Here is a 17069-nt window from a genome sequence, read left to right on the forward strand (position 1 = left end):
ATATGAATATGCAAATTGACATGCAGTGGCTGAAGGCTTGCCGGATTGAAGATGCCATTGAAAACGGCGGAGTCTGTCTTAAATTGAATAACGAACAGGTGGCCTTGTTTTATTTTGCCCGCCGCAATGAGTGGTATGCCACGCAGAATGAATGTCCGCACAAACGGCAGATGATTTTAAGCCGCGGGATGTTGGGCTCTTTGGGTGAGACGCCGAAAGTCGCTTGTCCTTTCCATAAAAAAACCTTTGCCCTAGATACAGGTGAATGTCTTTCGGGTGATGAATGTGCGATTAAAACTTACCCGGTGAAGGTTGAAAACGGAAGTGTTTTTATTGGAATGACTGCTTAGCTAAGCTAATAAATAACTGAATCTAAAACCTTTTAAAACAAAAATACCATGGATTATATTAGCCCAAAAGAGGTTGCTGGTGCAATGATGAATACCGCAATCTACAAATCTACGCTTCCAATCAAAGATCTATTGATACGGGGAGCATTGTCAGGAGCCTTATTGGCAATTTCTGTCACACTCGCACTATTGGCGACTTCCCAGACGGGACTGAGCTTAGTCGGTGCATTTGTTTTTCCGGTGGGTTTTGTCATTATCGTTATCCTTGGTCTGGAGCTGGTGACGGGAAGCTTTTCGCTGGTGCCTTTAGCCTGGTTTGAAGGTAAGATCAATTTTAAGGCGATGGCCAATAATCTTTTCTGGGTTTTTCTGGGCAACTTGCTGGGCAGTGTGCTCTTTGCGATTTTGTTCTGGGCGGCTAGCACAGAGACCGGGCAGTCGAGCCAGCTCGGAAATATCGAACATAGTCTGATTCTGATCAGTGAAAAGAAAACCCTTGGATACAGCAGTCATGGTGCGGCGGGTTTGTTTTCTGCTTTTGTCAAAGCTATTCTGTGTAATTGGATGGTCTGTATGGGCGTGGTGATGTCCATGACTTCTAAGTCTACCCTTGGTAAAATTCTAGCTGCGGGTATTCCGATCTTTATATTCTTTGCATTAGGTTATGAGCACGCTGTTGTTAACATGTTTGTGATCCCTGCCGGGATGATGTTTGGTGCAAAAGTGACGATCTCCGACTGGTGGCTTTGTAATCAGCTGATCGTAACCGCTGGAAACATTGTTGGCGGTCTGCTATTTACGGGGATGGCTATCTATTATACTTATCATCAAAAAGAAAAGGTATCAACTTCACAAAATTGAATTTTTATGGATCAAATGAAAAAACTATTGACGCTAATCTTGTTGCTGATTGCTGGCGATAGAATTTATAGTCAGGAAAAAATAATAAAAGGCAGTTTGTTTGAAGGCATTGCGGTAGCGGGCTACGTCGATCGGGGTGTTTACTTCAATTGTACCGGGCCAGCTGTGAAATACATATTCGCACCCAAAAGCTGCCTGTTGCTTGGTCTATTACCTAGCTTAAAACTGAAAGAAGATAAGGTTGAATCGGGGAAGCCAAAGAACTCCTGGATCACGCCCTCTCTGGGATTTGGTTTAACGGCTGTATTCCGACATATTGCCATTCAGCTGCCAGCATTCTATACCGCAAAAACGAGTGCTGCTGATGGTAAATGGAGATTGGGAGTCGGTATGGGCTTTAAATTTTAAGGTGATGTATTTTTAAGGGAATATATGATTTGGGGAGTCGTTGGCTTTTCTAGCTAGTTTAACTCCCCATTGTTTTCTTCTGATAGATCCTGTAAAAGCTGGAGGTTTTTAATAAAAATATCTTTTTTGTCCATTATGATGGCTCCTAATTCGATAAGTTCGCTCAGCGTACGATATACGGTCTCGTACGTAGCGCCTACGTAGGAAGCCAAGTCTTTTTTGCTTAGGGATAATCCAATATATCCATCCTTATGTCCCTCGCTGAAAACACGGTGAAGTAACAATAGGCTCCAGGCAAGGCGATTTTTAACAGCGAGCTGTGTCAGGCGGGTCATCTTTTGTTCAGAAAGATGTAGTTCGTCGGCAAAAAACAACATCAACCGGTAACTCAGCTCTGGATTTATGCGTAGCGTGGACAGGAAGAACGGCATTTCGACGAAGCAGAGCTGTGACACTTCCAGGGTTGTTGCAGAAATAGGGTAGACAGTTTGTTCGGTACTGATTCCGCGATGGCCAACGATATCTCCTTTTTTTGCAAATCGTACAATGGTTTCTTTATCCCCCAGATTACGGTGAACTTTGACAAGTCCCGACTGGATGAAATAAATGCCCCGAACGGATTCTCCTTCGGTGATAAACTGTTCACCTTTTTTTAATTTGATATTCTTCCGATGAAGGTCGATCTGTCCGAGCCAATCTTGTAAGACATAACGGCACATAAGGCAGGAGTGATCGCAGGGATTTGTTTTCTTCGATTTCATCAAAGTCTGATTCGTATAATGGACTGTTTGTTGTCTATTCAAAGGTATCATCTATTCATTTAAATTCCTATATTGCCTTTTATAAAAAAAGTCATATAGGATGTTTTAAGGTCTGAAAAGTATGGAATTCGATGAACAATTACATCTGAATTTTAATAGGTGCGTTGTTAACACGTTTATTTGAAATCAGCACTTATTGTTTTCTTTGGAGTAGTGTAAAGACCAATAGTATTATGAACCTAAGAACTTATTTAATTTTTGTTACTCTTTATTGCATGTTGCCTCTGTTTTTATCCTGTGGTTCCAAAGAGAAAAAACGGGAAAAGGAATTACGGATTTTGTTCAGTCGCGAATTCGTTGATGAGCAGTCTGCTCAAGAAAATTACTTGAGTGATTCTTATAGAAATCATGCGGTTGATTTTTTTACGGCCAAGAATGATACAGTTCCATTAGCGAAATGGGATATTCTTCTTGATGAAATGGCCAAGTTAAAGCGGTACAAACCTGAAATGAATGATATCAGACATAAACATAATTATTGCTCAAATCTAGAGATTACGTTTTTTGATCATGAAAAATCCTTATGTCAATTATGCTTGAATCCAGATAATAGAACTTTAAGACTGAATTATTTGGTGTATGAGGCTTCTCCTGAACTGATTTCTTTTTTTTGTAATTACATTTCGGCAGATTCGGCAGCTCTGGCTTTGAGTGGAAAAAGCAACTATGTGAAAAAAGTAATGTTTAATGACAGGAGCGTAAAGTGAACGCAGTCAACAAAAACCGATGGATGCGTGGGAGGTGAATTGCTTAAAACATAAAAGGTTATATAGTTATGATGAAAAGAAGAGAGATGAAGATTTTACAATTGTTTACCGTTGTTTTTTGTGTGCTTTTCTTGAGTTGTAGCCATCATGTCGAAAAAAAGCTAGAGGCAGTAATTGATGACCCCAAAGATCTGGAACTGCCTCGGGAAGTAGCTGATTCGCTTTGGCGTCGAGCAATTAATGCAGGAGATTTCAAGGCTTATAATGAAGTGTCAAATAATTATTGGCTTATCTTAAAGATGCCTGAGTTGTATTATTATGCACAATTGATGGCAAATAGACACGAATGCCCTGAGGCTTATTTGCATCTCTATAATCTGCTAACATTAGAAGGAACAATGAGTGGAATCGAGCTTGCAGGCAGGGATAGTCTTTCTCGGAACCAAGCCCTGTTTTATTTGCTTAGGGCTTATGAGCTCGACGAAGAAAATGCTGTCTCTTATGTTCATAAGGAGTTTGGACATCGTATTCCCCCTCCTAAATCGATTACTTATTTAAAGAAAATTCAAAAATTCATCGAGAGAAAAAAATGAGGGCGATGAGTTTCTGTTAGCCCACCTTAAACCGTTTGGGATATTCGCCTGTGGTATCTAGGCTAAAAAAATCATCGAATTTTTCTTGAGGCGTATGGGCATAATAGTCGTTTAGTAGCCCTAAAAAACCTGTGAGGTTGGGTGCAATAACATTCCGGTCATTGTCTTTATTCCAGTATTCAATCAATTGACCTGCCTGCCCCGTAAAGATGCCCCCTAGATCATAGCAGATATAACTTCCGCCGCCGTTATGGAATAAAGGGATCCAACGTTCATTCCACCAGTTTTCGATTTCGAAGTCCATACCAATCATATTAGTCATTTCCTGCGCTGTATCCAGGGCCTCTTCTAAGGGGATGAACGTCGAATTGTTCACAAAGGCTTCATAACTTGTTGTGCGTTGCCCATTTTTTCAACGATAGAGTGCTTTAAGATCATGAGGTATCTCCATATCATAGTGCTGCTCAAGCGACCTAAACTCTTCTGCCGATAATGGATCTTGTAGATCGGCATACAATTCAGGTCTTAGATTTTGGATATAGCTGTCTAATGTTGCTAGCGTCTGTTGCATAGTGGTCGATTTTTGATGCATTCATAAAGTTAGTCATAAATAACCGGGTATGCGAATAATGCTATGTGCTTAGAAGCGTAAGAAAAGTTAAAAATGTTAATAATTATTTAATGGGAATTAATGTAAATTTATGTCAGCATAAAGCTGTAGCTATGTTCATCATTGGATAAAACGATAGCAGATGTTCACCTGTTATTTATGCAGGTATCCTTTTTGTAATTTACTGAATACGCATGAAAAAGATCGAACTAATCCCACTTGTTGGGATTCAAATTGAAGGTATTGGTCCTGTTAATCTCGGTGCGGGCCGTGCTGAAGTCCAAGGTGTACTTGGCGCTCCTTCAGATGCGCTGGACAACCAATATTATTATGATGAACTCGAACTGAGGCTTGATTTCGATAGCCAAGGGATATTGGGCTTTATCGAAAGCATCAATGGCCCTTATCCCGAAAAAACTGAAATCAGTATCTATGGTGTTAATCCATTTCAGGTGGAAGCGGCTGAACTGGTCACCATCTTAACGGATAAAAACCAGGGTGAGGTTGATGATGCCGAAGCGGGGTATTGTTATACATTTTTGAACAGCTCTGTTGGTGTCTGGCGGCAGATGACTGAAGAGGATGTTCAGGAGGAGATTGAGGAAATCAAAGCCGATGGTGAATACGAAGACAATGCGGATATGCTGTTGGAGGACCTTGAAAAGTCAAAGTTCTTTTGGACGATCGGCATTGGAGTAGCGGGATATTACGCGGAATAAGGTAAGAGGTGGAACAGCTCAGTGCAGGTACCTACTATGGTACCTTGAATAGGAAATTTAATTCCAATGAACTACTTGTTTCAGATGCTATTTATACACTGGAAAAAGTGGACTGGCATTACCATGAAAACCCGTATTTTACCTTTATTTTGGAGGGGAATTTGTTGGAGGGAAGCAAAAAAGGGATTCATCATTGTACTGCCGGAGACCTGCTTTTTCATCATTGGCAAGACCCTCATTACAATATAAAACCAGATGGGTGTACACGAGGTTTTCATATTGAACTAGGTCAAGGCTGGTGCTGGAACGAGATGGCGGCCTTGCATCTGCTGGAAGGCAATATGGATATTCATCTGCCGGAGGTAAGACTGCTCTTCCATAAACTTTTTTGGGAATCTTTCGATCGGGATAATAGTTCGGGACTTGCAATGGACAGTTTGTTGTTAAATGTGTTTTCTTTGTTGCATCGCGACCGGATCGTAAGCGAACGTAAAGTTCCGCAATGGGTTTATATGCTGCGTGATTATTTGCGGGTTAATTTTACCAATGAGCTGAATCTGACGACGATATCCCATCTTGTCGATTTGCATCCCGTTTATTTGTCGCGTGAATTTTCCCGGTATTTTGGTGTAACGATGGGTGATTATATCCGCAAATTGAAAGTGGAAAATGCGGTGCTGCTACTGCGTGAACCGGGCCTTTCGCTAACCGAAATAGGCTATCAATCAGGTTTTGCAGATCAAAGTCATTTTATACGTTGTTTCAAAAATCTGTTTGGATCCACACCTGGGGAGTATCGCAATAAGATAAACGCATAAAAAGTTAATTTCATTCTATTTTATTCATTTGGCTAATACTATTTTTACACAAATAGATTGGAAAAAGCCTTATGAACTATCTTGTTATATTTTTTTTATCCTGTTACCCTCTGTGGATCAATGCGCAACAACATTCGGGACGGGATACTTTGCAGGTTCACTTTGACCGAGAAATGCCCGTTGAAATTTTGTTTGCAAGTTCGCGGGAACTGTTACAAAAACAAGAGTTTACGCATAACTATGTACTCTCACCAAAAAGTAATCTGTTTTTTGCGGTCAAACTTCAAAAACCATTGCGCTATTATCAAAAGATCCTAGCGCCAAAGCTAACGGAAATTGAACTTTTTCAACGGGGTAATTTTCAATTTACGTTATGGATCGATGGAAAAGTAATCTACAGGAGCAATTTATCTCCTGGGGCCCCCCAGCAGGAGATACAGCAACAGGAGACGACCTTTAAACGTCCCCTGATCGATCAAATCAATGGACAGGGATCCTGGTCAGAATCTTTCTGGAATCGTTTTCTTTTTAATGGTGGTGAAAAGGCGCTAACGGATGGAGAACATCATCTTAAGATGGAAATCAGACCTTATGTAAGCCTTGATCATCTGGTCGTTGGTGACATCATTGCAAGTGGTGAACTGCAGCTTGCTGTCCGTATGAATCCGGTAGTAAATCCAGATAAGTATATGTTGCAGGTTCCAGTCGCTTATCCTGGATTGAACGTATCAAAAGCCAAGTTTGACCGCCGTAAGATGCAGCAGTTAAAAGGAATGATTGAAGAGGGGATTTTTAAAAAGGTAAATGGTATTGTGGTATTGGAACATGGAAATCTACTGGTAGAAGAATATTTCAATGGTGAACATCGGGATAGCCTACATGATCCAAGGTCGGTCGGCAAAATTTTTGCATCGACCTTAACGGGAATGGCTATTGCCGACGGTTATATCAAAGATGAATATCAAACATTAGATCAATGTTATGATTTTACCAAATATCAACATCCTGATCCTGGTAAAAACAAAACAACAATTCGTGAATTATTGACCATGAGTGCTGGCTTTGATGGTAATGATGAAGATCCCAATAGCCCCGGAAATGAGGAAAATATGTATCCTACAGCAAATTGGGTAGACTTTACCTTAGATCTTCCTTTTCGAAAATCGTTGCAGCGACAGTGGCATTATTTTACTGCCGGAGTCGTTGTATTGGGAGATCTACTCCATAAACACGTGCAAGGTGGATTGGAATCCTATGCGGAAAAAAGACTGTTTGCCCCATTGGGGATAAGGAGATATCGCTGGGAATACACACCACAAGGGCTGCCAAATACCGCTGGCGGTATTCGCATGAACGCACTTGATTTTGCAAAATACGGCCAGCTCTATAAGAACGGTGGGCGCTGGAACGGCAACCAGATTCTTCCGCAAACCTGGGTTCAAAAGAGCCTTTCCAAACAGCTTATGATTCCTGAAAGGGAGAACGAGTATTATGGCTATCTATTCTGGAACAAGTGCTTTAATGTGGGCAATAAGGCGTACGAAGCGTATTATTGCGCTGGAAATGGCGGGAATTACATTATTGTTATGAACGATATTCCATATGTGATCGTTATTACGGCCAGTGCTTATGGTCAAGCTTATGCGCATAAGCAGGTCGACCGGATCGTCAGCGAATTTTTGCTTCCAGCCTTAATTAATGCCGGTAACTGATCTATTTTTAAAGTAGCATGCTGTTTTTTTATTGAAATTGCTGCCTAAATTCCACGGGACTTTGTTGGGTATTCTTTTTGAACACTTTACTGAATGACTGTGGATGTTCGAAACCCAGTTCATAGGCGATTTCACTGATGGAGAGGGAGCTCGTGCTTAATCTTAATTTAGCATACTCGATCATTTTATGCTGAATATGCTGTTGGGTGTTTTGTTGTGTGTAGATGCGGAGCAGGCTGCCCAGGTAGTTTGGTGATAAATTGAGCTGCTGCGCCAGGAAGCTGACGGTTGGTACGCCATGCTCCACAAGTATGTGTTGCTGAAACTGTGCTGACAGTAACTGCTCAAACTTGGTGACCAGTTCCTGAGTCGATCGCTTGCGGGTGATAAATTGACGTTCGTAAAATCGTTCGGCGTAAATCAGCAAGCGCTCGATCTGTTTGATAATGAGTTCGCGGCTAAATTTATCGATATTGGACTGATACTCTTTTTCTATATTCTGCAGAATATCGACAATGATGGCTTCTTCTTTGTCCGAAAGAAAAAGCGCTTCATTGACCTGATATTGGAAAAAATCGTACGAGTGAATATGTTTTGCAAGTTCGCTATTCCAGAGAAAATCGGGATGGATCAACAGGATCCAGCCGCTGGGTTGTGCCTGTACTTGCTGATTGATCTCCACTTGTAGAAATTGTAGGGGCGAGATAAAGGTGAGTATGCCCGAGTCGAAGTCATAGTGCTGCTGTCCATAATTGAACCGGGCATTTACATTTCGCTTTAAACCGATCGAATAAAAATGTTGTATCCAATTCAATTTGCTATCATTTATGGGGTAATGTACTTGACTATAATCAACCAAGCTGATCAATGGATGTTCGGGCTTAGGTAGTCCGCAAAAGCTGTGGAATTCCGAAAGTGAATGAAAGCGAAATGTATTCTCCATCTTGTAAATTTAATGAATTTCTAATTTGATTATTGTGAGATTTCCTTGTAAGCTTTTTATGCTGAGTTAACCAATTATTGGGATTATTCAAAACCCGTTGATACTGTATAGCTTTTCCATTTTTCGATCTCCGTCATAAGCATATTGATCTTATTTTTTGCCAGCTCATACGCATCTTCGCCCATTAAAAAATGAACTGGGGGCTGTGCGAGCGTACTTAACTCAATTAATAAGGTTGCTGCTTTCTGGGGATCGTTTGCCTGATTTCCATGGATCTGATGCAGATGGGTAGCTTCGTTTTCTCGGGCAGTGACGTACGCAGCGATCGGATTGGCTGCGGTATGTAAGGATCCCTCCGATAAAAAATCAGTTCTGAAGTAACCGGGATAGACCAAGGTCGTGTGTACGCCAAAAGGTTCCATTTCGACAGCGAGGGCTTCAGTAAAGCCTGCGACAGCAAATTTGGTGGAGCAATAAACACCAAAGGCTGGGTAATTTCCAGCGAGCCCGCCGATAGATGCTATATTGAAAATATGACCCGATTGCTGAAGGCGCATATGGGGAGCAATATGCCGGATGGCATTAAGCGATCCAAAGACATTCACTTCGAAGTTGCGGCGTGCTTCCCAGTCGCTGAGCTCCTCCAGGGTACCGGTCTGACCATAACCGGCATTGTTGACCAATACATCAATCTTTCCGAAATAATCAATGGCCGAGAGTACTGCCCGGGCAACGTCTTTGTCATCGGTAATGTCCACTTCAAGCGGCAGAAAATTTTCCTGATCGCCAATTTCATCTTCCAGGGCCTGTTTTGTTCGTGATGTGGCAACCACAAGATAACCTTGGGCGAGCAACTCTTTAACAAGACTGAGGCCTAACCCTTTGGAAGCACCGGTGACAAACCATACTTTTTGTGATTTCATGTATTTCTTTTTTTAAATAAATTGATGTTACAAAGGTGGCTAATCGATCGAGTTTGGATGTAGGCAGATCAACGGATCTTGTAGTCAAATCGTGGATAGCTATTTTTTCCTTAAAACAATTTTAGCTTTTAAATGCTTTATTTAAAGATGATGCACATCTATTTTAAGGTTGTGCACCTTGAGATGGTCGATAAACTTTAAAGACGTTGATATGTTAAAAGAAAATGATGTTGCCCCTGATTTTACCTTGTACGCGACACCCGATCAAAAAATTAGATTATCAGAATTTAAGGGGCACAATGTGATATTGGCATTTTATCCGGCAGATTGGAGTCCGGTATGTAGCGATCAGATGGCCTTATATAATGAAATGCTCAAATATTTCAAGAAATATGATGCGGAGATTATGGGTATTTCCGTTGACAGCAAATGGTGCCATATGGCCTTTGCGCAATCCCGAAAGCTGCATTTTCCACTTTTAGCCGATTTTGAAGCTAAAGGCGAGGTCGCCAAGAAGTATGGTGTTTACGATGAAGAGGAAGGGGAGTGTAAGCGCGCACTTTTTGTGATTGATAAGGAGGGCGTTATCGCTTGGAGTTATCTGTCTCCGACTGCGGTCAATCCGGGTGCAGACGGTATTATCGAAGCATTGGAGAATCTTAAATCAAAATAATTATGTCATTGAAACCGAAGGTCAGCAATGCTGACCATATATTGGGAAATGGCCAGGCCGATCTGACCATTGTTGAATATGGGGATTACCAATGTCCGCATTGTGGTGCAGCTCATCCAATTATAAAAGAAATGATGGCCGAACTGGGAAGCCAGATCAGGTTTGTATTCCGCAATTTTCCGCTTTCGGAGATGCACCCCTATGCAAAACCCGCAGCATTGGCGGCGGAGGCTGCAGCACTGCAAGGGAAATTTTGGGAGATGCATGATGCCATTTTTGAAAACCAAAACTTGCTGAGTGAAAGATTGCTGCTGGATATCGCCGAGCAACTGGATTTGGACATGTCGAAGTTCAAATCTGATTTGCAGGACGAGGCGTTACAGGATCGCGTGGATGGCGATTTTGAAAGTGGTATGCTTAGCGGCGTTAATGGGACACCGACATTTTTTGTTAATGGACAGAAATTTGATGGTGGAGCGGAAGATTTGGTTCAAATATTAGGTGAAAACTGAATATATGAATACTATTTAAACACAGGTGAGCACACGACGAGAAGTCTCTTGCAGGATAATAGATCGTATCGTAAAAACGAATGAACCTGTTGTAAAAATAACGAAATATCGTTGTTTTTAAATTGACTTTTAATTTTTTAATATACTTAAATACAGTTGTATATGTTTGTTGGACTATGAATTGCAATCCAATTAACATATCATGTAAACAATAAAATTCTTAAACTATTCATCATGGCAACATTCAAAGTTCAAGACGGAACAGAAATTTATTACAAGGACTGGGGAACAGGACAACCGATCGTATTTCATCATGGTTGGCCTTTATCCAGCGACGATTGGGACGCGCAGTTGATGTACTTCCTCGAAAAAGGATACCGTGTGATCGCACACGATCGCCGGGGTCATGGTCGCTCGACACAGACGGCAACGGGAAATGAGATGGATACCTATGCGTCGGATATTGCACAATTGGTAGAAGCATTGGATTTAAAAGATGCCATCCATATTGGTCACTCAACAGGTGGTGGCGAGGTCGTTCGCTACATAACCAATCACGGTACTTCTCGGGTTTCAAAAGCTGTATTGATCAGTGCGGTTACCCCGACCATGGCTAAGAGTGCTACAAATCCCGATGGTGTACCAATGGAGGTTTTTGACGAAATAAGATTGAATACGGCAACACGCAGACAACAGTATTTTCAAGATTTTACCCTCGCTTTTTATGGCTATAACCGCGATGGAGCGAATGTACAGCAAGGCGTGATGGACAACTGGTGGCGGCAAGGAATGATGGGCGGCATTAAGGCACATTATGATTGTATCAAAGCGTTCTCTGAAACTGATTTTACAGAAGAACTTAAAAAAGTCGAGATCCCTGTCTTAGTATTGCATGGTGAAGATGATCAGATCGTACCGATTGATATCACGGGTAGAAGAGCGGCTAAGTTAGTCCAAAATGGTACTTTAATTACCTATCCCGGTTTTCCACATGGAATGCCTATTACAGAAGCGGAGACCATTAATAAGGATATTTTGGATTTTATCCAAAAATAAGATTCTGTTGATCTAAAAATAGTTTTTAAATAGTTGTATAAGCCATTTCCATGAACGGGAATGGCTTTTTTTGTTTTATTCCTTGAAGTAAGAAAACTTCTTGCCAATGCCCAGCTTTTTCATTTTGGATTGAAGCGTTGTGGCTGGAATACCGAGTATGGTCGCCGCCCCATTGGGGCCAGAAATACGGGCTTTACAGTTGTGCAATACCCAAAGAATATACTCTTTTTCAAAGTTTGCCAAGGTTTGTAAACGGAAATCCGGAACCTTGCTTTCTCCTACAAAATCACCGTCAGACAATAGTGCGATTTTTTTTATAGTTGAATCTTCCGTCAATAGAATCGAACGTGCAATAACATGTTCAAGTTCGCGAATATTGCCAGGCCAGGAATGTAAATGGAGGTGTTGCAAAACCTTTTTACTGATTTGCTTAGGTGGTTTTTCTCCGGCATGTTTTAGGAGGAAATGCTGGATTAAATGAGGAATATCTTCTCGTCGTTCACGAAGGGATGGGAGGGTAACTGGAAATGCGCTGATTCGGTAATATAGGTCGGCTCGAAAGTTGCCGGCCTTAACTTCGGTTTGTAAGTCCTTGTGTGTGGCACAGATTATACGGACATCGATAGGAATATTTTTATTTCCTCCCACGCGCTCAATTTCTTTTTCTTGTAACACACGGAGAAGTTTGGCCTGGAGTGTTAACGGAAGATCTCCAATCTCGTCCAAAAAAAGTGTTCCGCCCTGAGCCTGTTCGAACTTGCCGATTTTACGTTTTACAGCACCACTGAAACTACCTTTTTCATGTCCAAAAAGCTCACTTTCGATCAATGTGGGCGCAATAGCCGCACAGTTGACTTTTATTAGGGGACGGTCCGATCTGGTTGAAAAATGATGTACAATTTGGGTTGCTACTTCTTTGCCAGTTCCGCTTTCACCTTGAATAAGCAGGTTCATTTCTGAGCGCGCTACTGTTTTGAGCTGCGATTTTATGGCTTGTATCAGTTCACTCTCGCCAATCATCTGGCGCTTTGGGGCCTCTGATTTCTGATCATAACCCTCGTTCTGCTGGAGACCCTGAGGCTGTACTGTGAGCTGCGCTTGGTTACTGGCCAGTTTTGTAAAGGCTGCATGTGCCGACCGTTCGTGCATCAGAATATTGCCGACAGTAATACCAAGCTGTGGGATAAAATTTTTTATGCGATACTCAAGCTGAGGATCGATCTGTTCCAGTCTTTTGTAGCCTAGACTTAAGATCGCCCAATAGTGGTCATGTACTCGAAAAGCTTTGGATACAATTGCTTTATTTCCCTCTTGAATGGCGTGGACAAAGTTTGTCGGAAAAGATTTATCCGCTTTTAAAATTTCGCTGGCTCGGAACAGGATGGGTTCAGCGGAAAGGATACATTCTTTAAAGAATTTGTCTTTACAGCTACGTGATTTGTTCTCACTTGTTTTTGCCTTATTTTTGGATTGAAAAAGAAGGCTATAGTTAACTTCGCGATTATCCGCAATAAATAGCGAAAGCCAATTCTGTCCCAAAAAGATTTGGATTTCGTTTTGGAGCAAATCCAATGCGGCTAGGGTATGAATAGGAGCCATTTTCTGCTGAATAGCCATTTGAGCAAGCTGCTCTATTTCGCGTTGCTGAATGCGATTATAAATCGCTTGCGGATCTGATCCTACGCCTGTATGCTGCATGATGGTCATTTGCTATCTTGTTATCAATAAAAGTCGGATTTAATTCCGAATTTTTTCATTTTGTTATATAGACTGGATGAACTGATCTGTAAGATTTCTGTTGCGCCGCCTGGGCCGGAAATTTTGCCCTTACATGATTCAAGTACACGCAAAATATGTTCTCGTTCCATTTCTTCAAGGGAGGCTAATTTTTGAGATGAGAAATCTGAAATTTTGATTTTACTTTCCAGGTGTTCAGTAAATACCATGTCGTTGATGATGGGCTCTTTTGCAAGCAGTACAGTTCTTTCAATAAGATGCTGCATCTCCCGAATATTGCCCGGCCATGGATAAGCTTGCATATTGGCAAGTGCATGGGCAGAAAAAGCCGTGACGTTTTTCTTGAGTTTAGTGGCGTAAAAGGCTAGAAAATAATTGGCTAGCACCTCAATATCCCCAGATCGCTCTCGAAGTGGGGGAATGGCAATTGGGAAGATGTTGAGCCGATAATATAGGTCCAGTCTAAAGTGGCCTAGGGCGACCTCCTGTTCCAGGTTGCGGTTAGTCGCGGCGATAATACGTACATTGATCTTGACCGGCAGCTCTCCACCTACACGGTCGATTTCTTGTTCCTGAAGCACACGCAGTAATTTGGTCTGCGCTTCTAACGGTAGTTCACCAATTTCGTCCAAAAAGATAGTTCCCCCGTCGGCAAGTTCAAATTTACCAATTCTTCTATTTTGCGCCCCTGTAAAGGCTCCTTTTTCATGACCAAATAATTCAGACTCCATAAGGGATAATGGTATGGCAGCACAATTGACTACAACCAAAGGCTGCTGCTTGCGCAACGATAGCTGATGTAATGACTGCGCAATTTTTTCTTTACCTGTGCCGCTTTCGCCGAGCAGCAGGACGGAGGTGTCTGTAGGAGCAACCAATTCGACCTGTGAAAGTACCTCATTAAGAGCTGGGCTTGTACCGATGAGCTGATCTTTTAAGCTTCTGTTTTCAATGGACTTAATTTTTGGATCCTCTGCTTTGTTTTCTGAATTGAGCCTTTCATTGGCAATATCGAGCATAATGAAAAGATCCTTTTCGCGAAATGGTTTTGTCAAAAAACCATAAGGCCTTGTCTCTTTCACCGCTTCTAAAATGCCTTGGTTGGTATTGGCCGATATAAATAGGAATGGTAGCTCTAGCTTGTTCAATTCAATAGCGAGGTCGATACCTGTTTCACTTCCCTTTAATAGGATATCGAGTAGTACCCAATTCGGTTTTGTTGTCGCGATAATTGTCTTGGCCTGCGATACAGAAGACGCTATACCAACGACCTCATAACCGTTTTTTTTGAGGATCATCCTGAGATCATTAGCGACGATAAATTCATCTTCTACGATTAAGATCTTGTTTCCTTTTTGCATAAAATTCGTCTTAAATTTCGCCTTCTTTCTGTGAAAATTGAATAGTAATGAAAACACCTTGGTCAGATGTCAGTTTAAATTCCCCGTCAAGCTGGGAAGTTAGCCCTTGCATGAGATTCATGCCGAAAGAGTCACTATCACTATTGCTAAGATCTTTCTGTATTCCGATACCATTGTCGGCAATGCTAAGCAAGAGATCGTAAGGTGTTGCTCTGATTCGCCTGAAGCTGATAAAAACGGTTCCCTCCCTTTGAGCAAAAGCATGTTTGATTGCATTATTGATTGCTTCATTGAGAATAAGCCCAACTGGGACCGCCTGTGCAACATCAAGTGTAATCGGATCTACCTGAATCTCAAATTTAACTGATTTTTCGGATTGAAAGCTATCTTTGAGGTATTCGGTCAGTTCCTGGATATACCATTTCATGTCAATGCGCGAGAGGTTGTCGGTCTGATACAGCTTTTGATGGATCAGAGACATCGCATGCATCCGATTTTGACTATTTTGAATTGCGTTGATGGCATCTTCGTTTTCAAGATAAGCCGATTGTGTATTGAGCAGACTGATAATAATCTGCATGTTGTTTTTGACGCGATGGTGAATTTCTTTTAGTAGCCATTCTTTTTCAGCGATCAGCTGTTTTAGCTTTTCATTCTGGGTATTGATTTCTTCCTGTTTAAGCGTTAGTTTTGCATTACTTCTTTTTTTAATGGCATTTTGGATATACAAAAAGCCTGCGAAGATCAACAGTACGACAAAGCTGCCTATGAACACGTTTCGTATAATAGCCTCCCGTTCAAGCAGTGATTTTTGCAGCTGACCTTTTTGCTTGAGGAGGACGATATCATGGTCTTTTTTTTCGGTATCATAATCTAATTGTAAGGCCGTAAGCTCCTTTGCCCGCTCTACACTGTTGATGGAATCGCTGATACTTTTGAAAGCCGCAAAGTTTGCGAAAGCGGATTTAAAATCACCGCGGGCCGAATCGGCAAGGTAATAGAGTTTACGCAATTCGGATAGACGAAGCAGACTGCTTTCTTTGGTCAATGATCTTTCTATCTCCGCGAGGTAGGGATACATCTGTTTGATCTGTCCATCAGCAAAAAGATAACTTGCTATGCCAACCATCATGATATGCCTTTCCTGTCCTGTGATATTTCCAGCCTTGTAATATCTTAAGAGTTCCTGATAATAGGGATAAGCTTTTTTCGTATCCTTATTTCTTGTGTACAGCATGGTATACAGATAGGCATATCGTATGGTATAAATATCGGAAGCGTAATCCTTGGTGACATTGTTCAGCAGATCCAATGCATCTGAAACGCGATCGAGACGGGATAGGATCGTTGCCAGGTTGAGTGTGATGGTATGGATGCCATATCTGTCACCTTTACTTTTGGCGATTTCAAATGCCTTTTGGTAATTTTCCAAAGCCTCTTTGTTGGATTTGAGATCATAATAGATCAATCCCACAATATTGTACACGGCAGCTAAATCATCTTTGGTTGTCGTTGTGTTTTCGTTTTCCACTACCCGACGAGCTTCGAGCGCATATTTTAAAGCTTCTTTGAGGCGCAGGAGCATGCGGAGATTACCGGCAACGGACACAAGCTCCTGGCTGATATTTTTATCGCCGGTCTGTTTTTTTAATACGGCGGCACGATGAGCCGTTTCTATGGCGCCTTTATAGTCCCCATAATTGGAAAGGAAGCTGGATTGTTCCATCAGGATTTTGGGCTCAAGTGATTTATCACTTGTCTTTTTGGCTTGTTCTAACGCTTGCTGGAATAAGCTGGTCTTTTGATGAAAGTCTACATCTTTGATGTCGTTAGCCATAGACAGGTAAATCATGGCCGAGGCTTTAGCAAGCTGATGGGTGTTCGCAAAAAGTAAACTAGCCTTTTTCTGGCTTTTTGCAAGGTCAGGTTTACCCATTTCCTCCTGTATACGGGCATCCAGAAGCATATTTAGCGCGGCTTCGGTTTTCAGATTGGCCGAGAGGTGCAGTTTTTGGGATGTCCTATTAAGCCATAAGGCACTGTCTAGGTCTTTTTTTGATTCACCTGGTTTTTCCAGGTAACATTTAGCGGCATCATAAAGCATACGAGCTTTCTGTCCGGGATCCTTTTCATGCGATATGCTGTCTAGCAGACGATGAATAGTCGTGTTGTCCTGACCGAATGTATTAAAGATCGAAAGGATAAAAAAGCTAAGTATTAGATAGATTCTCATTAAGGTGACTTACGTTATAAGATAGAGCAAGC

At 41.6% G+C, this 17069-nt stretch carries 18 protein-coding genes and 1 pseudogene; 11 read left to right on the forward strand and 8 right to left on the reverse strand.

Annotated elements, in window-relative coordinates; all coding sequences use genetic code 11:
* Positions 1-2 precede the first annotated feature (2 nt).
* From nirD to B3P16_RS02345, 3 genes are read left to right on the forward strand one after another with little or no spacing between them, the layout of a single operon-like run.
* Positions 3-350 carry a nitrite reductase small subunit NirD gene (gene nirD, locus B3P16_RS02335; protein WP_112373448.1) on the forward strand — a complete coding sequence of 116 codons (348 nt, stop codon included), beginning with the start codon at positions 3-5 and terminating at the stop codon, positions 348-350.
* A gap of 48 nt (positions 351-398) precedes the next feature.
* On the forward strand, positions 399-1211 hold the full coding sequence (locus tag B3P16_RS02340) for a formate/nitrite transporter family protein (protein ID WP_112373447.1): 813 nt from the start codon (positions 399-401) through the stop codon (positions 1209-1211).
* 6 nt (positions 1212-1217) lie between these two features.
* Positions 1218-1619: a hypothetical protein gene (locus B3P16_RS02345; RefSeq protein WP_236560135.1), complete on the forward strand. Its 402-nt coding sequence runs from the start codon at positions 1218-1220 to the stop codon at positions 1617-1619.
* 53 nt (positions 1620-1672) lie between these two features.
* Here B3P16_RS02345 and B3P16_RS02350 read toward each other — a convergent pair whose 3' ends face one another.
* Positions 1673-2431 carry a Crp/Fnr family transcriptional regulator gene (locus B3P16_RS02350; protein ID WP_286841192.1) on the reverse strand — a complete coding sequence of 253 codons (759 nt, stop codon included), beginning with the start codon at positions 2429-2431 and terminating at the stop codon, positions 1673-1675.
* 182 nt (positions 2432-2613) lie between these two features.
* Here B3P16_RS02350 and B3P16_RS02355 point away from each other — a divergent pair, with 182 nt between their 5' ends.
* Positions 2614-3147 (forward strand): hypothetical protein, encoded by a 534-nt coding sequence (locus tag B3P16_RS02355; RefSeq protein WP_286752992.1) that lies wholly within the window; start codon positions 2614-2616, stop codon positions 3145-3147.
* Positions 3148-3215: 68 nt separating this feature from the next.
* Entirely contained in the window at positions 3216-3740 is a 525-nt protein-coding gene (locus B3P16_RS02360) for a hypothetical protein (protein ID WP_286752991.1), read from the forward strand.
* Positions 3741-3756: 16 nt separating this feature from the next.
* Here B3P16_RS02360 and B3P16_RS02365 read toward each other — a convergent pair.
* Positions 3757-4137 (reverse strand): annotated as a pseudogene (locus B3P16_RS02365) (SMI1/KNR4 family protein); the annotation flags it as partial.
* A gap of 15 nt (positions 4138-4152) precedes the next feature.
* Positions 4153-4311 carry an SMI1/KNR4 family protein gene (locus B3P16_RS02370; protein ID WP_286841194.1) on the reverse strand — a complete coding sequence of 53 codons (159 nt, stop codon included), beginning with the start codon at positions 4309-4311 and terminating at the stop codon, positions 4153-4155.
* Between the two features lie 233 nt (positions 4312-4544).
* Here B3P16_RS02370 and B3P16_RS02375 point away from each other — a divergent pair, with 233 nt between their 5' ends.
* The 3 genes from B3P16_RS02375 (at position 4545) to B3P16_RS02385 (ending at position 7599) form a co-directional block, all read left to right on the forward strand.
* Positions 4545-5069, forward strand: coding sequence for a hypothetical protein (locus B3P16_RS02375; protein ID WP_286752989.1), 525 nt, complete (start codon positions 4545-4547; stop codon positions 5067-5069).
* A gap of 8 nt (positions 5070-5077) precedes the next feature.
* Entirely contained in the window at positions 5078-5887 is an 810-nt protein-coding gene (locus B3P16_RS02380; RefSeq protein ID WP_286841196.1) for a helix-turn-helix transcriptional regulator, read from the forward strand.
* 71 nt (positions 5888-5958) lie between these two features.
* A complete protein-coding gene (locus B3P16_RS02385) occupies positions 5959-7599 on the forward strand; it encodes a serine hydrolase domain-containing protein (RefSeq protein ID WP_286841198.1) in 1641 nt (546 codons plus the stop codon).
* Between the two features lie 28 nt (positions 7600-7627).
* Here B3P16_RS02385 and B3P16_RS02390 read toward each other — a convergent pair whose 3' ends face one another.
* Together B3P16_RS02390 and B3P16_RS02395 are read right to left on the reverse strand one after the other, a co-directional pair.
* Complete coding sequence (locus B3P16_RS02390; protein WP_286752986.1) at positions 7628-8542, reverse strand: helix-turn-helix domain-containing protein; 915 nt, start codon at positions 8540-8542, stop codon at positions 7628-7630.
* A gap of 83 nt (positions 8543-8625) precedes the next feature.
* Entirely contained in the window at positions 8626-9465 is an 840-nt protein-coding gene (locus tag B3P16_RS02395) for an SDR family NAD(P)-dependent oxidoreductase (protein ID WP_046674287.1), read from the reverse strand.
* Positions 9466-9676: 211 nt separating this feature from the next.
* Here B3P16_RS02395 and B3P16_RS02400 point away from each other — a divergent pair, with 211 nt between their 5' ends.
* The 3 genes from B3P16_RS02400 (at position 9677) to B3P16_RS02410 (ending at position 11706) form a co-directional block, all read left to right on the forward strand.
* Positions 9677-10138, forward strand: a complete 462-nt coding sequence (locus tag B3P16_RS02400) for a redoxin domain-containing protein (protein WP_286752985.1) — start codon at positions 9677-9679, stop codon at positions 10136-10138.
* Positions 10139-10140: 2 nt separating this feature from the next.
* Entirely contained in the window at positions 10141-10650 is a 510-nt protein-coding gene (locus B3P16_RS02405; RefSeq protein ID WP_088160608.1) for a DsbA family protein, read from the forward strand.
* 234 nt (positions 10651-10884) lie between these two features.
* Positions 10885-11706 carry an alpha/beta fold hydrolase gene (locus tag B3P16_RS02410; protein ID WP_286841213.1) on the forward strand — a complete coding sequence of 274 codons (822 nt, stop codon included), beginning with the start codon at positions 10885-10887 and terminating at the stop codon, positions 11704-11706.
* A 75-nt stretch (positions 11707-11781) separates the two neighbouring features.
* On the opposite strand, the gene B3P16_RS02415 is transcribed toward B3P16_RS02410, so the two are convergent.
* From B3P16_RS02415 to B3P16_RS02425, 3 genes are read right to left on the reverse strand one after another with little or no spacing between them, the layout of a single operon-like run.
* Positions 11782-13413 carry a sigma-54 interaction domain-containing protein gene (locus B3P16_RS02415; RefSeq protein WP_286841215.1) on the reverse strand — a complete coding sequence of 544 codons (1632 nt, stop codon included), beginning with the start codon at positions 13411-13413 and terminating at the stop codon, positions 11782-11784.
* A gap of 14 nt (positions 13414-13427) precedes the next feature.
* A complete protein-coding gene (locus B3P16_RS02420; RefSeq protein ID WP_286841216.1) occupies positions 13428-14804 on the reverse strand; it encodes a sigma-54-dependent transcriptional regulator in 1377 nt (458 codons plus the stop codon).
* 10 nt (positions 14805-14814) lie between these two features.
* Positions 14815-17037, reverse strand: coding sequence for a tetratricopeptide repeat-containing sensor histidine kinase (locus B3P16_RS02425; protein WP_286841217.1), 2223 nt, complete (start codon positions 17035-17037; stop codon positions 14815-14817).
* Positions 17038-17069 lie beyond the last annotated feature (32 nt).

It is taken from the genome of Sphingobacterium sp. UBA7631, assembly GCF_002483935.1.
Classification (GTDB): domain Bacteria; phylum Bacteroidota; class Bacteroidia; order Sphingobacteriales; family Sphingobacteriaceae; genus Sphingobacterium; species Sphingobacterium multivorum.